Origin of the sequence: Dechloromonas sp. ZY10 (assembly GCF_041378895.1) — a bacterium.
Classification (GTDB): Bacteria; Pseudomonadota; Gammaproteobacteria; order Burkholderiales; family Rhodocyclaceae; genus Azonexus; species Azonexus aquae.
The window spans coordinates 2,624,213-2,639,488 of record NZ_CP144212.1; the positions used below are offsets into that span (position 1 = coordinate 2,624,213).

General features: G+C 61.6%; 14 protein-coding genes. 6 read left to right on the forward strand and 8 right to left on the reverse strand.

Going from position 1 to position 15,276, the window contains the following annotated elements:
• Positions 1-26 precede the first annotated feature (26 nt).
• Positions 27-557: a disulfide bond formation protein B gene (locus tag VX159_RS11910; protein WP_371323105.1), complete on the reverse strand. Its 531-nt coding sequence runs from the start codon at positions 555-557 to the stop codon at positions 27-29.
• Between the two features lie 131 nt (positions 558-688).
• On the opposite strand from VX159_RS11910, the gene VX159_RS11915 reads away from it, so the two are divergent.
• The 5 genes from VX159_RS11915 (at position 689) to VX159_RS11935 (ending at position 5,634) form a co-directional block, all read left to right on the forward strand.
• Entirely contained in the window at positions 689-2,842 is a 2,154-nt protein-coding gene (locus VX159_RS11915; RefSeq protein ID WP_371323106.1) for a putative bifunctional diguanylate cyclase/phosphodiesterase, read from the forward strand.
• Positions 2,839-3,078, forward strand: a complete 240-nt coding sequence (locus VX159_RS11920; protein ID WP_371323107.1) for a hypothetical protein — start codon at positions 2,839-2,841, stop codon at positions 3,076-3,078. The genes VX159_RS11915 and VX159_RS11920 overlap by 4 nt, the downstream gene beginning before the upstream one ends.
• Positions 3,079-3,087: 9 nt before the next feature.
• Positions 3,088-3,798: a winged helix-turn-helix domain-containing protein gene (locus tag VX159_RS11925; RefSeq protein ID WP_371323108.1), complete on the forward strand. Its 711-nt coding sequence runs from the start codon at positions 3,088-3,090 to the stop codon at positions 3,796-3,798.
• Positions 3,785-5,215 carry an ATP-binding protein gene (locus VX159_RS11930; protein WP_371323109.1) on the forward strand — a complete coding sequence of 477 codons (1,431 nt, stop codon included), beginning with the start codon at positions 3,785-3,787 and terminating at the stop codon, positions 5,213-5,215. Before VX159_RS11925 ends, VX159_RS11930 begins: the two co-directional genes overlap by 14 nt.
• A 239-nt stretch (positions 5,216-5,454) precedes the next feature.
• Positions 5,455-5,634 carry a hypothetical protein gene (locus tag VX159_RS11935; protein ID WP_371323110.1) on the forward strand — a complete coding sequence of 60 codons (180 nt, stop codon included), beginning with the start codon at positions 5,455-5,457 and terminating at the stop codon, positions 5,632-5,634.
• A 40-nt stretch (positions 5,635-5,674) separates the two neighbouring features.
• On the opposite strand, the gene VX159_RS11940 is transcribed toward VX159_RS11935, so the two are convergent.
• From VX159_RS11940 to VX159_RS11970, 7 genes are all read right to left on the reverse strand, one after another.
• The gene (locus tag VX159_RS11940; protein WP_371323111.1) at positions 5,675-7,627 is read right to left on the reverse strand and encodes a flagellar assembly protein A; all 1,953 of its coding nucleotides are present in this window, start codon (positions 7,625-7,627) and stop codon (positions 5,675-5,677) included.
• Positions 7,628-7,698: 71 nt separating this feature from the next.
• Entirely contained in the window at positions 7,699-8,955 is a 1,257-nt protein-coding gene (locus tag VX159_RS11945) for a mechanosensitive ion channel family protein (RefSeq protein WP_371323112.1), read from the reverse strand.
• A complete protein-coding gene (locus tag VX159_RS11950; protein WP_371323113.1) occupies positions 8,952-10,313 on the reverse strand; it encodes an RsmB/NOP family class I SAM-dependent RNA methyltransferase in 1,362 nt (453 codons plus the stop codon). The genes VX159_RS11945 and VX159_RS11950 overlap by 4 nt, the downstream gene beginning before the upstream one ends.
• Positions 10,310-11,323, reverse strand: a complete 1,014-nt coding sequence (locus tag VX159_RS11955; RefSeq protein ID WP_371323114.1) for a DUF3108 domain-containing protein — start codon at positions 11,321-11,323, stop codon at positions 10,310-10,312. The genes VX159_RS11950 and VX159_RS11955 overlap by 4 nt, the downstream gene beginning before the upstream one ends.
• Before the next feature lie 21 nt (positions 11,324-11,344).
• A complete protein-coding gene (gene purN / locus VX159_RS11960; RefSeq protein WP_371323115.1) occupies positions 11,345-11,995 on the reverse strand; it encodes a phosphoribosylglycinamide formyltransferase in 651 nt (216 codons plus the stop codon).
• Positions 11,992-12,711, reverse strand: a complete 720-nt coding sequence (locus tag VX159_RS11965; RefSeq protein ID WP_371323116.1) for a hypothetical protein — start codon at positions 12,709-12,711, stop codon at positions 11,992-11,994. Before VX159_RS11965 ends, purN begins: the two co-directional genes overlap by 4 nt.
• A complete protein-coding gene (locus tag VX159_RS11970) occupies positions 12,711-13,352 on the reverse strand; it encodes a DedA family protein (RefSeq protein WP_371323117.1) in 642 nt (213 codons plus the stop codon). Before VX159_RS11970 ends, VX159_RS11965 begins: the two co-directional genes overlap by 1 nt.
• 53 nt (positions 13,353-13,405) lie before the next feature.
• Between VX159_RS11970 and mutL the strand changes: the two genes are divergently transcribed.
• Entirely contained in the window at positions 13,406-15,250 is a 1,845-nt protein-coding gene (gene mutL, locus VX159_RS11975) for a DNA mismatch repair endonuclease MutL (protein ID WP_371323118.1), read from the forward strand.
• Positions 15,251-15,276: the final 26 nt, after the last annotated feature.

Sequence of the window (15,276 nt, forward strand, 5' to 3'; positions counted from 1 at the left end):
GACGTACGCCAGGGCCCCTCCGAAACTCAGTGCTTTCGCACCGACAACCAGCCAACAAAACAGAGAATTCCGGTAAACACCAACAAAGACCAGTTTGCCAGCGACAACCCAATAAACTCCCAGTCCCGGCTACTGCAAAACCCGGTCGCCAAAAACAGCGATGGCCAGTGCATCCCCAGCCAATCGACAAGGCGCTCCAGGACATTTGGATCGGTATAGCTACACTCCGGTGCCAGATGCGGGTAAGCCTGCATCCAGCTTTGGTAGGCTGCAATCAACCACCCCAACGAAGTCACCGCGCCAATCAAAACCGACCACAAGGAACGCCCCCGCGGCCAGCAGACCCCCCCCAACGCCAGCCCCGCAATCAGCAGATAGAGGACTCGCTGGGCTATGCACAATGGACAAGGCGCAATCTTGACCAACTGCTGCAAAGCCATCCCGGCTGCGACCAAACCGAATACCCCAAGCCCCAGCGCGGCAAACCAGGCCCGATCGGGAACCTCGGCCAAACTCTGCAAAACCGGCCCACCCCGAGGATTATCACGTTGCTGCATAAACTCTCTCCAAGACATCAGTCTGCGCGCAAATGAGAATCGGCAAGCGAATTGCCAGCCCGCGCAACTGCCCGCATAATGCGGGCCAATAATATAAGCCGTAATGGCAAAAATAGTGGAGAAGACAATCCGTGCCACACCACAATCCGCACCTGCCATCCGGACAACCGGGTCGCAGTGGCAGTTCTTTGCTGGCCCTGCTTGCGGCCATTGCGCGCCTGCGACAATCCTGCTGCCACGAAGACGAACTTCTTGGCGACACCTGCCAAACCCTGGTCGATACCGGCGACTACCGGACGGCCTGCATTGCCCTGTTTCCCCCAGGACAGGGCAAGACCTATGCCGAACTCAGCGCGGCAGCAGCGAAAGATACCCCGCCGGTCGACTGGGCAAGCTTTGAAGCCTCCGGACTTGCCCACCTGATCGCCAGAATCGAACACAACGGCGAATGCCTCGGGCTACTGGGAATCGAAAGCGCAACCGGCCTGAACGCCGACGAGCAACAGTTACTGCATATTGTTGCCGACAACCTTGCCGAATCCCTGGCCAGAATGCGGGGAGAGCGCGCCCGGAGCGGCATGGAATCAAGCCTCCGCCAGTTGTCCCGAGCCCTCGAATCGAGTTCGAACGGAGTAATGATCACCTCCTCAACCCAACTCGACCATCCGATTGTGTATGTCAATCCTGCCTTTGAGCGGATTACCGGCTATCGCCCGGACGAGGTGATCGGAATCAGCGGCCGCTTTCTGGTCCGCGACGACCTGAACCAGAAGGGATTGAGCACGATTCGCGATGCACTGCGCAATCACCACGACGGCCACGCCATTCTTCGCAACTACCGCAAGGATGGTTCCCTGTTCTGGAATGAACTCTACATTTCCCCGGTTCGCGACGAAGCCGGGGAAATGACCACACATTTCGTCAGCATCATCAATGATGTCACCGAACGCATCAATTACGAGCAACAACTCGCCTTCCATGCAAACCACGATACTCTCACCGGGCTGGCCAATCGTAACCTGCTCAATGACCGGATCGGCCAGGCAATCGCCCAGGCCCGCGACGATGGACTGCTGGCAGGAGTACTGCTACTCGACCTAGACCGATTCAAGCTGGTCAATGATGGCTTCGGCCATACCCCCGCCAACGAACTCCTCAAGCACGTTGCCCAACGCCTGGGAACCTGCGTGCGCGACAGCGATACAGTCGCCCGCCTGGGCGGAGATGAATTCGTGATCGTCGTTGGCCGACTGCAGGCAGCAGATGATCTCGCCATCGTTGCGAGCAAAGTGCTGCGGGCGTTCAGCCAGCCCTTCCACCTCGAAGGCAAGGAGATATACGTGACCGCATCGATCGGCGCTGCGATTTACCCCCGCGACGGGGAGCATGGCGAAGCCCTGCTACGCAACGCCGATGTCGCGATGTACCGAGTCAAGGAGCACGGCCGCAACAACTATCGCTTCTACACGCCAGAAATGACCCATATGGCACTAGACCGCCTGGACATGGAAGGCAACCTCCGCCGCGCACTGGAACGCAACGAACTGATCGTGCATTACCAGCCGATCGTCTCGCTCAAGAGCGGTCGAATCACCGGTGCCGAAGCCCTGATCCGCTGGGAGCACCCCCGCATCGGACGCATTCAGCCAGGTGAATTCATCCCCCTGGCCGAAGAAACCGGCTTGATCATCCCGCTCGGCCAATGGATCATCCGCCAGGTCTGCCGCGACCTGCGCGACTGGGACAGTCATGGCTTGCCGCCGCTCCGCGTCTCGATCAATCTCTCAGCCCGCCAGTTCCGGCAGGACGACCTGGTGGATACCATCAGCGCGGCTCAGCAGGAGTTCGGGATTGCAGGAGAACGACTAGGCTTCGAACTGACCGAAAGCATGATGATGCACGATCTGGAAAATACGCTGGCCACACTGCGAGATCTGCAAAATCTGGGAGCCCTGCTGTCGCTCGACGATTTCGGAACCGGCTACTCCAGCCTTTCCTACCTCAAGCGCTTTCCGATTGACGTACTCAAGATTGACCGCTCCTTCATTCGCGACATTCATGAAAATGCCGACGATGCCGCCATCGCCCATGCCGTCATTGCCATGGGGCACCGCCTAGGCATGCGTGTCGTCGCCGAAGGCGTGGAAAATGAAGCACAACTCGGACTACTGAGGGAATACGGGTGCGACGCACTACAAGGCTTTTATTTCAGCCGCCCAGTCCCGGCCGAGGAGTTCACCCTGATGCTGCACCAAGGAAAAGCACTGGAGACTGCTGCGGAATGAGCCGTAAACCGCAACTCGAATATCAACGGATTACCCGCCAGGCACTCGCAGACCATCTTGGACAACATGAAGTGCTGAGTGCCGAAGTCTGCACCGGGCTAACCGTCTATCGCTGTGCAGCCGCCGACGGCGATGGAGAAACCTTGGCCATCTCGCTTCCCGAGGGCGAAGCACTGCTCATCAGTTGTCCGGTAGCCGCCAGTGGAAAACTGGACCGCAGGCGCAAGCCCGGCTAACATCCGCGCATGAATACCCGTATCCTGCTTGTCGAAGACGACACCCGGCTAGCCGAACTCACCGCCGAGTACCTCGGAAAGAACGATTTTTCTGTCAGCATCGAACCTCGCGGTGATACCGCCGAAGCACGCATTCTGGAAGAACAACCCGATCTGGTAATTCTTGACGTGATGCTTCCCGGCAAGGATGGACTCGAAGTCTGCCGCGCCGTCCGCCCGGCCTATCGAGGCGTCATCCTGATGCTGACGGCCCGCGACGAGGATTTCGACCAAATTCTCGGTCTTGAAATGGGGGCCGACGATTATATTGCCAAGCCTGTCCAGCCACGCGTCCTTTTGGCCCGGATCAAGGCCCTGCTGCGCCGCCGCCCGGCCACAGAAGCCACCGGCGGCTCCGGCGGCGACGATGAAAGCCTCGTCTTCGGCCAGTTCCGGATCAGCCAGGTGACTCGCAATGCCAGCCTCGCCGGCCAGACCATTGACCTGACCACCGCCGAGTTTGACCTGCTCTGGCTGCTTGCTTCGCATGCCGGCAACGTCCTGTCGCGCGACGACCTGCTGCAGGAGCTACGCGGCATTGGCTTTGACGGTCTCGACCGCTCGATCGACGCACGCATTTCGCGCTTGCGCAAAAAGCTGAACGACGACCCGGAAAACCCCACCCGGATCAAGACCGTACGCGGCAAAGGCTACCTGTTCAGCAAGCATGACTGGAACTAAGCAGCCCCCGGAGGAGCGGAGGCGCGCCGGTCTCGCCCGCTCGCTGTTCCGGGTTGCCTTGCCTCGCTGGCGGAGTGGCCGTTACAGCCTATCGCAGCTGTTTTTCAATTTTTATCTACTGGCGATGGGATCTTTCGTTGCCATCGCTTTCACTGCCGACTTCGTCATCTCGACCGCCCAGCGGGGAATCACCGATGATTACGCCCGTCGTTTCATGCGGGGTACGATCACCCTGATCGAAGACGAACTTTTCCGCCATCCCCGCTATACCTGGGAAAGGAAAATCAAGGAACTCGACGAGAAATTCTCTTACCGCCTGGATATCGTTGAACGAATTACCCTGGATCGAAAACTGACCGCTGCTCAAGTCACCAAACTGGATGCTGGCGACATTGCCATCGACCACGACGGCGACATCATGTACCACCGACTGGGCACCAGCAGCCGCGTTCTGGTCGTTGGCCCACTTGCCTCCAGCCGCAATCCGGAACTCACCGACAGAATGCCTCTCGAATTGAGGCTGCGTCTGCTGACCTGGAGCCTGACCGGAGTAATTTTCGCTATCGCACTGTGGTTCTGGGTACGCCCGATCTGGCGCGACCTGGAAGCACTCCGCCAGACGGCTCGCGCACTCGGCGACGGCGACTTCGAAGCGCGCGCCCCCTGTGCGCGCAGCCAGTTGTTCGCCCCCCTGTCAGACACCATGAACGGGATGGCGGAGCGTGTCCAGCAACTGATTGCAACGCACCGGGAACTCTCCTGCGGCATCTCGCACGAACTACGCACACCGATTGCCCGCATGCGTTTTGCACTGGAAATGCTTGCCGAAACCGACGAGCAAGGGGAGCGTCAACGCCTGTGGTCGATGATGGAAGATGACCTCGATGAACTCGACCATCTGATTGATACCAGCCTGACCTATGCCCGTTTCGAGCGGGAGGCACCGGAGCCGCATTTTTCCAGCGTTGATCTGGCTGAGTGGCTGACCGACGAAGTGGACAACGTCCGCGTTCTTGGGCGCAGCCTCGACGTCACGGTCGACTGCAGCCAATTGCCAGAAACCTGCCCGGTTGATCTGGATCGCAAAGCAATGCCTTATGCGTTGCGCAACCTGCTACGCAACGCTTTCAAATATGCCCGTACACGGATTGTCGTCAGTGCCGAACTCGCCGACAGCCGCGTCCAAATCCACGTAGATGACGACGGCATCGGCATTCCCAGTGATGAACGGGAACACATTTTCTCTGCCTTCACGCGTCTTGACCGCTCTCGTGATCGAGCCACCGGCGGCTATGGACTGGGCCTGGCAATTGCCCGCCGCGTCCTGGAGTTGCACGGAGGAACGGCCAAAGCCAGCGATGCACCTCTCGGCGGCGCCCGACTGACCCTATGCTGGCCCAGCCACCGGCCAGGATGACCCAGCCCCGCCTGTTACACAACGTCACGCAAGCACACCCGACGTTACTACCCACCACGCATCAGCCACAGACGTAAACTGTCGGTCTTTCCTAAAATCCCTCCCATGATGGAACAACAAAACCTACAGGAGGAAAAGAGGATCATGGAAAGCAATATCCACCAATTTATCGCCGCTGCCCGCGACTATCTCTTTGGAATGCTTCCGGCGACCGGCAAACAACTGGGTACGGCCAACTAATGGCTTTTGCCGACCATCTGCCGATCAACGAAAGCCTGGGGGTTTTCGTCGGCGTTGCCGGTTTTGACTGGCTGGCCGAAGGCCAGGCAGAGCCACTGAAGGCACTGCTGGCAGCACTCTGTGCCGGTGTCGCCATCGCACTCGTACGACAGCACTGGAAGAAACGGCGCAAGGAATAGCAAAACCGCAGCGCCCCCTGTCCCCATTCCCTCACCGGGCTCAGGGCCAGTGAAACTGGCCGTGGTCGTCGGAAAACAAGCGATCAACCGCAACACAGGCAGTGGTCATTGCCGTTTGCAGTTCCTTGGCCGGCAGCAAATGCGGCGCCTTCGCCGTGGCTGGGTAGCGCCAAGCCCGAACCTCGGTCTCCCCCTGCACTTCGCTGATTGCGCACGCCACGCCCAAACCTGCCTCGCTGCGCGCCTTCTCAACCGCATCCCGCTCATTCCCGAGGGTCTCAAGTTGCTGGCGCAACCCCTGGATTTCCCCGGTTATTTTCTGGGCCACCCGCAATAACGGCGACACCTTTGCCACCAGTGCATTCCATTGCGCCAACTGCGGCTGAGACAAGACCTGCTCCCCCGACTTGATGCGCGCATGCAGTGAAAAATAGGTTTTCATGTCTCGCTGTTCGCGCAATTCGCGCAAGACCTCCTGGCGACCGGCAATGCCTTGCTCGGTCTCCGCCAGCGCCTGCTGCACGGCCGACTCACGTGCCTGCAACGGTCCCGGGTCGGGCAAGCGCAAGTTGACCAGAGCCGGAACTCCACGCCGGTCGCTACTACAGCCGATAGTCGCCAGTTTACAGGCCAACGCCCCTCCTTCAAGCACCCCGACCTCTGCCGCATCGGCAACCACCGTACAGCCGACCAGATGCTCCGCCTGAACCCTGGCTGCAAAAATGGTGCAGGATTCGGCACGCTTGACGATGACCTCGCCCCCATGAGCGTCGATTCGGGCATTCGATGCACCGCCTTCAATCACGATCGTGCCCTGCGGGCTTTCCGCCACTCCCCCCCCAAGATTGGACTTGAGGGAAATCCGCCCACCACGCGACACGACATGCCCATATACCGGTGCCAGGAAGGTCATGTGCAGCCCTTCGACCCGGCGCTTTTCCTGAACCTCGCCATGCTCCTCGTACTCATCGCCACTCAGCGCAAGATTGCCGGTGGTACGCGAACTGACCCCTTCGCGATTGACGATCTTTTCGATTACCGAAATCTTGCCGCTCTGCGGCTCGATATCGACAAAGCCGTCACGATCAGCCAACAGGCATTGCTGCCCCTCTCGGGCCTCAAGACGCACCCCCTCTCCGGCCAGGGCATGCAGGTCAAAGTCCTTGACCGGCTCGGGAGCCAGCAGGCGTCCCCGCACATCCCGCCCGGGCAAGCCTTCCTGCTTCGGCAATTTGCGAAATAGAACGTCGTCGCAAAACACCTGAGGAAAGCGATTGGCGTACTGACACAAGTCCAGGCGCCCATCGGGACGTATCTTCGGCGTATTGTCCCGGTGCAGGGTGCTGGAGGCCTCCTCAAGACTTGCATCGTGGCCGGGCTGCGGCGCCTGCTGCCGGGCGATCACCTGCCACTGAGTACCCGCTGCAAGAATGGCACTCCGGACCTGGTCAAGATCGATTCCCAGACGCAGCCCGCCCAGCCAGACGGCGGCCACCAGTTCATCGAGTTCCAGCCTGGCCGGCTCGCTCAGCGTTTTGCTTCTGTACTCCAGTATCGTAGGGTCACCGTGTTCGTCGGGCGGCCCGAAAACCGCCTCCTGCTCCTCACGCTCGATGAACAGCGGCTCGAACAGGTACTCCGCCTCCCGTCCTTCACTATCGATCTTGAGCCCGCGATACAGCGCTTTGCGCTCCGGCAGGAAAAGCGTCACGGCCTTGGCCAAAAACACCGTCGACGGTTCCCCCACCTGCTCACGCCGCTCAAGTTCGGCAGCGATATCGTCGAGCGACCAGTGGAACAACAGGTTCTGGAATAAAGGGTAATCCAGTCCGACCAGGTAATTGCCGCTGGCAAACAGCGACTGCACAAATTCAGGAAACAAGGCCAGGGAATCGAGCGCAGCCAACTCGACCGCGATTCCTTGCGGGCCGCTGACAATAAAACCGGGCAGGGGAAACCCGCCACCGGCTATCTGTTTTTGCTCACCACTCATCCCTGTCTCCCGTCGCCCTGGTCGGTCAGCACCGGGCGCCACGGGAGCGAACCAACATTCCGCGCAAACACTCAAGTGCCGAGCAGGCGAACCTCTCTTTGCGGATAGGGTATCTCGATACCATGAATTCTAAAAGCATTCCAAATGGCAAAATTCACATCCGAGAGCACATTACCTCGCCCTTCTTCAGGATCGGCGATCCAGAAACCCAATTCAAGGTTAATTGCACTGTCGGCGAACTGAGTCAGCAATACCTTCGGGGGCGGGTCCGGCAGCACACGCGGATGCGTGGCGGCCGCTTCGCTCATCAGGCGCATCACCAATTCCAGATCGCTGGCATAGGCAACGCCGATCGTCGTCGCCAGGCGAACCCGGCTGTCGGAATAAGTCTGGTTCTGGACGACGCTGCCGATCAACGCCTCGTTAGGCACGATGTATTCGGTACCACCGGGATGCTTGAGAACGGTGTAACGGGTGGTAATCTGCGTCACTTGGCCGGCATCGTTGCCGACCTGAACGATGTTGCCGAGGCGAATCGAGCGGTCGAGCAGGATGATGAAGCCGGAAACGTAATTGCTGGCGATCTTCTGCAGGCCGAACCCCAGCCCGACCCCGAGCGCCCCGGTAAATACCGACAGCGCGGTCATATCGATCCCGACCAACGACAGGCTGGTGATTAGCGCACCCACCGTGAGCAAGGCCTTGGCCACGCGGACGCCGACGATGCGCAGGCTGGAATCGAGTGACTCGACCCGCATCAGCCGGCCTTCGATTACCCCAGCTACCCACAATGCGACAACCACGGTCAGGAAAACAGTGACCAGGCCATGCAGCAGCATCCACAGATCGAGTTTCTGCTTGCCGAGCTTGAAGCTGACCGATTCCAGGGCCTCAATCACATACGGGGCCAGATCGGTGATGTAAAGCGCCAGCCAGCCCCAGACCAGGGCTGCGATGATCCGTTCCCAGGCAACCAGCCAGCCAGCCTGCGGAAAAGCCTGGCGCAGTACGAAAACCACGGTGCGGACCAGCACCATGGCCCCCAGCAGCGGCTGTGCCAGCTTCAGCAAGTTGACATGGACAAAGGGTGCCAGCGCAAACTGGGCCACCCCGATCAGCAACGAGGCGACCAGCGGGAAGGCCAGCCGGGCGCTGGCCTGCTTCAGGTGCCCGGCCGAGTCGTGCTGCCGCCCCCACCACCAGCGGGCAAAGGCCCAGGCAAGCAGCAGACAGGTGGCCAAGGCCAGAACCTGCCAGACAAAATCGGGATCGGCCACATCCGCCCATAACTCATTCAGCAGCTTGAGTGCCGGGCTTTTTCCGTTCATGCCCGACGCTCCAGCACGGCGGCAAAAAACCCATCCGTGTCGTGATGTTGCGGCAGCAACTGCAGACAATCGGCACTCAAGGCCGTGCCGGGCAATTCGATCTGCTGTTTGGCCAGCACGTCACTCGCTGGCAGTAACACGAAATCCGGATGCGCTGCCAGGAAGGCTTCGACGACACCGAAGTTTTCCACGGTCAACAGGCTGCACGTGGCATAAACCAGGCGCCCACCGGGGCGCACCAGAGTCGCCGCAGCCGCCAGGATCGCTGCCTGCTTGGCGGTCAGTTCGCTGACCGATTGCGGCGCCTGCCGCCATTTCAGATCCGGGTTGCGGCGCAGGGTCCCCAGGCCGGAGCACGGAGCATCGACCAGCACCCGGTCGATCTTGCCGGCCAGGCGCTTGACCCGGGTATCGCGCTCGTGTTCGATGCGGATCGGATGCACATTGGACAGGCCGCTGCGCGCCAGCCGTGGCTTCATGTTGGCCAACCGCCGGTCAGAGACATCAAAGGCGTACAAACGGCCGGTATTTTTCATCTGCGCGCCGAGCAGCAAGGTCTTGCCGCCGGCCCCAGCGCAAAAATCGACCACCGCTTCGCCCCGCTTGGGCGCCAGCAGGCAGGCCAGCAACTGGCTTCCCTCATCCTGAACCTCGAAATGTCCCTCCAAAAATAGCGGGTGCTTGGCCAGCGCCGGCTTGTCGCGCAAGCGCACCGCCAACGGCGACCAACGCCCCGCACTGGCGGCAATGCCATCAGCCGCCAGCGCTGCGAGCAGGGCAGCCTGATCGGTTTTCAGCGTGTTCACCCGCAGGTCGAGCGGCGCAGCCTGATTCAGCGCCTGTGCCAGTTCGGGGACCGCTGCGGCGCCATAATTTTCCGCCAGTTGCTGATACAGCCAATCAGGCAGGTCACAGGCGACCGCCGGTGCCAGCGTTGCAACATCGCAGGCTTTGGCTGCAGCCAGCCAGGGCTCTTCGCTTTCCTTGAGGACCGGCGCCAGTTCGCGCAAGCTCCAGCCACGTACCGTTGCCAACATCGCCAGCAGCAGGCCGCGCACAGTCACGCGCGCACCACCAGCCAGGCACCGTGCCTCCAGACTGCGCCAGCGGCGCAGCACGGCATACACGCTCTCGGCGATGAAGGCGCGGTCGGCATGCCCGAGTTGGCGATGTTCGCGGAAGTAATGGGACACCGTCGCATCGGCTGGATGCTCGAAGCGGAGCAAGCGGGTCAGCAGTGCTTCGGCATGGACGAACAAGGTCGGCGTAAAGCGGGCACTGCGCGGCGCAGCCCCCGGAGTGGCGCCTTTGGCCGGAGAAGGGGAAGGAGCATTGTTTTTGGAGGAGTGGCGTGTCATGGATTTCCTGTATTCGGCTCGGGCAGCGGCGGGTCACCGCTGCCGATTTGCTGGGCGAGTTGGACATAGCTCTCGCCCTTTTTATCGGTAAAGCGAATTTTAACCGGCAGATGAGAATGCTCGAAGGCCAGCCAGACTTCGGTCAGGTTACCGCCACGCACCAGCAGGTGAATGCAGGAAAAACGCCCGGCGGGTGTTTCTATCGTTTCTTCGCCGCGCACTTCGAGCTGTTGCACCTCATAACTGCGCCCGCTGACCACGCCGAGGGTGCCGGCACCACCAGCGGGCAACAGATAGGCCAGTTGGTAAGGAAAGGAAAGCAAGTCCTGGGTGCCGACCTGCACCGGCAGCATCCGACCATCACGCGCCAGAGTAACGCTCACGGTCGACCAATCAAAATCGGCATTTTCCCCCAGGTCCCGGCCGTTCTTGCGGGTTCGGTAAAACTCCGGTTGCAAACCGTCGACAACCAGCCGGCCGGCACTCTCGCTCTCGAAACGCACCGGTCGGAACAACGAGGCCAGACCACTGGTTTCGCTGCGACTGCGCAGGCGATAACGGCCATCGCCGGAAAATTCCCAGACCTGCTCGACCCAGCCGATGACCAGCCCCAAGGATTCTTTGCTCACCTGGTAGCGGATATATCCGCTACCCGACAAACGGGGAGCCGCTGGAACCACAGCCGGCAACGCCGGTTCCGACGACTGCGGCGTTGCGTCGGCGGGTCCGCCAGCCGGCATGGCCTCGACCAGCGGCGCTTCGGGTACTGCGGCTTCGGCAGCCGGCAAAGGCCAAGCTTTTTTGCGTTTTTCGCCAGTCGACCGTGGCGGATGCGTTGGCATCGCCATCACCGGCGCCGGTTCGCTGGCAACACGCGGCAACGGCCGCAATTCGGCTTGCAAGGGTGGATTGACCTCGGGCAGTAGCACCGGCCAGGGAATTTCCGGCCCGAACAACGCCCCGGCATGCAAGGCCAGTGAGGCGGCAAAGGCAGCCAGCAAAGGCAGCATCGGCAAGCCGCCGGCCCGCGCTTAACCGGCCAGTTGCGGCGCGATCAAGGCACAGTCGGCGACCAACTCGGCCGCCAGGCGCACCTTGCCGCCTTCCAGCCGCAGCCGGCCCTCGGCAAACCAGCGCACCGCTTGCGGATAAATGCTGTGTTCCTGGCGCAGCACCCGGGCCGCCAGCGTGCTTTCATCGTCGCTGTCGAGCACCGGCACAGCGGCCTGGATGACCACCGGACCATGATCGAGTTCGGCCGTCACGAAATGCACGGTACAGCCGTGGATGCGCACGCCTTCGTCGAGGGCCCGTTGATGCGTGTGCAGGCCGGGGAAGGACGGCAGCAGCGACGGGTGGATATTGAGCAGGCGGCCCTCGTAGTGACGGACGAAGTCCGGGGTCAGGATACGCATGAACCCGGCCAGGACCACCAGATCGGGGGAAAACTCGTCGATGCAAGCGGCCAGCGCATGATCAAAGTCTTCGCGACTGGCGTAGGCCTTGTGGTCCAGGCTGCGCGTGGCAATACCAGCGTTGGCGGCGGTTTCCAAGCCCTTGGCGTCAGGGCGGTTGCTGATCACGGCGGCAATCTCGACCGGCAACTGGCCAGCGGCGCGAGCGGCGAGCATGGCTTCCATATTGGAGCCGCGACCGGAAACCAGGATGACGATTTTTTTCATTTCAATAAACCTACGGGCAAGAAGATCATCGTGGCGACATTTTGTGTCAGCCGGGAAAAACTGCGGCCGTTGCGGTCGGCAACGACGCGCGCGAGAAAATCGAGGAGGCCGATCAGGCGGCCAAATTCGCGTTCGAACGACAGGTTGCGGTTGGCCGGATCGAGTTCGTTGGCCAGCAGGAAAGCCTCGCCGGCGGCACTACGGTCATGCGCCAGCTTCCACACTGCGACCTCGACATTGCGCGCGCAGTTGTACAGCTTGCGTTCATCGAGCTGGTCGAACAGGTAAAAACTTTCCTTGTGCTCGAAAGCCGCATCGACCATGGTCAGCAGACCGTAAACCAGCGCCGCAACGCGGTCGCCACCATAGGAATCGCTGAAGGCCAGCGCTGCCGCCGGACCTTCGCGCAAGCCGGTCAGTTCAGGCCAGAGTGGCGCCTGGCGCCGGTTCAGCCGCTCCAGCGCCGCCTCACGGCTGGGATGGCCGGCCTTTTTCCATTCACGGGGATTGCGCCGGTACAACTTGTCGGCCAGCATCATCAAACCCGATACCAGTTCTTGGCGATTGAGGTCGGCAATCCGGTCAACCTCGGTTTTGGCCAGATATTTCAGGTCGACCGTGGTCGTTGGCTGTCCATTCTTGCCCAGTTGCGTCGAGCAAGCCGCCAGCCCGAGCAGGATGAGTGCGGCCAGCGGCAGAACAGGGGCAACCGGCATCAGGCAGCGCGATGCTTGAGATAGCCGAGCAGCACCGGCAGCAGCGAGAAGGCGATGATGCCGACGATCACCAGCGACAGGTTCTGCTTGATCCAGGGCATGTTGCCGAACCAGTAGCCGGCCAGGCACAGCGACACCACCCAGGCCAACGCTCCGATCAGGTTAAAAAAGCTGAAACGGGCAAAAGGCATCGCGCCAATACCGGCGACGAAGGGGGCAAAAGTCCGGAACAACGGCAGGAAACGCGAAAGCACCAGGGTTTTGCCGCCGTGCAGTTGATAAAAGGCGTGGGTCTTTTGCAGCGCTGCGCGGTTGAACAGGCGCGAACTTTCCCAGTGGAAAACCCTGGGCCCGAAATATTTGCCGATCTGGTAGTTGACCGTGTTGCCGAGAACGGCAGCGATGGTCAGCACCGCCATCAAGGTGCTCAGGTCCATGCCGCCCTCACCGATCGCCGCCAGCGCACCGGCCACGAAGAGCAGCGAATCGCCGGGCAAAAACGGGAAGACGACAAAGCCGGTTTCGGCAAACACGATGAAAAACAGGATCGCGTAAATCCACAAGCCGTGTTGCTGCACCAGCAGCGCCAGGTGCTTGTCGAGATGCAGCAGGAGATCGAGAAACTGGCCGAGGAATTCCATGATGGACGAACGAAGAGAAAGCAGGATTCTACCGCAAGCTATAATCCGCCCCCATGCCGACCATTGCCCGCCTCCCCGACCTGCTGATCAGCCAGATTGCTGCCGGCGAAGTGGTCGAACGCCCCGCCTCCGTACTCAAGGAACTGCTCGAAAACAGCCTCGATGCCGAAAGCAAGGCCATCCAGATTCACCTTGAGGAAGGCGGGGTCAAGCTGATCCGGATTACCGACGACGGCTGCGGCATCGCCCGCGAGCAGCTGGAACTGGCACTGACCCGGCACGCCACGTCAAAGATCAAGGACCTCGACGACCTCGAAAAGGTCGCCACTCTGGGCTTTCGCGGCGAAGCCCTGGCCTCGGTCGCCTCGGTCGCCCGCCTGACCCTGACCAGCCGCGAACGCGGGGCGAGCCACGCCTGGAAGCTCAAGGGCGAACCGGGCGCGACGCCGGAGCCGGCGGCCTTGATGGCCGGGACCGTGGTCGAGATGCGCGATCTGTATTACAACACCCCGGCCCGGCGCAAATTCCTCAAGTCGGAAAGCACTGAATTCGCGCATTGCGCCGACGCTGTCCGCCGCCTGGCGCTGACCCGGCCCGACGTCGCCTTCAGCCTCAGCCATAACGGCCGCCTGCTTTACCAATGGGCACCGGCGGATGCGCCACGGCGGATTGCCGACGTGCTGGGCGACGATTTCATCGGTGCCGCCCGGCGCGTGGACGCCGCCGGCGGGCCGCTCGAACTGTTCGGCTTCGTGATCGACCCAACCCTCGCTGGCGAGAGCAAGGATGGTCAGACGGTTTTCGTCAATGGCCGTTTCGTCCGCGACAAGGTGATTGCCCACGCGCTGCGCGAGGCCTACCGCGACGTGCTGCACGGCAGCCGCCAGCCGGCGGTCTGCCTGTTCCTGGCGATCGACCCGGCGCTGGTCGATGTCAATGTGCATCCGGCCAAGACCGAGGTTCGCTTCCGCGACTCGCGGGCGGTGCACCAATTCGTCTATCACGCGGTCAACCGCGTGTTGGCCGAAAATCGCGGCACGCCAGAAAACTTCAGCGGGCAGTCCACGACTCCGGTCAGCCCGGCTGCCCGCGAGAGCCAGCCGGCCCCCACCGTTTTCACGGTCAACCCGCCCACCGCGCAAAAACCCGCCTGGCAGGCACCGCAGCAAGGCGGACTCGGGATTGCCGAACCCACCGCTGCGGCCTATCTCGCCTTTGCCCGCGCGACCCAGACGCTGGACGCGCCGGGTGGTCACAGCCCGCGTCCGCCAGCGCTCAGCGAGAATCCTCCGCCCCAGCCGGTCGACCGTGACAGTCCACCGCTCGGCTACGCGCTGGCCCAGCTGCACGGCATCTACATCCTGGCGCAAAACGCCGAAGGCTTGGTCGTCATCGACATGCACGCCGCGCACGAGCGCATCCTCTACGAAAAGCTGAAGACCGCCTTTGACAGCCGCGAGGTCGCGACCCAGGCACTGCTGATCCCGGCCGTGTTCAATGCCGATCCGCTCGATGTTGCAGCCGTCGAGGAACACGCCGAAGCACTGGCAACGCTCGGTTGCGAAATCACCCCGCTGGGGCCGACCCAGCTGGCGGTGCGCAGCGTCCCGGCCTTGCTACAATCGGGTGACCCGGCCGCGCTGGCGCGGGCACTGATTGCAGAAATGCGCGAGCACGGAATCAGCCAGCTGATCACCGCCCGCCGCAACGAACTGCTGGCGACCATGGCCTGCCACGGCGCAGTCCGCGCCCGCCGCCAGCTAACCCTGCCGGAAATGAACGCGCTGCTGCGGCAGATGGAGGAAACCGAGCGCGCCGGCCAATGCAACCACGGCCGCCCGACCTGGAGCGCACTGTCACTGGCCCAACTCGACAGACTGTTCCTGCGCGGGCAATAAGCCACACCGCTTCCCGGCCGCACGGA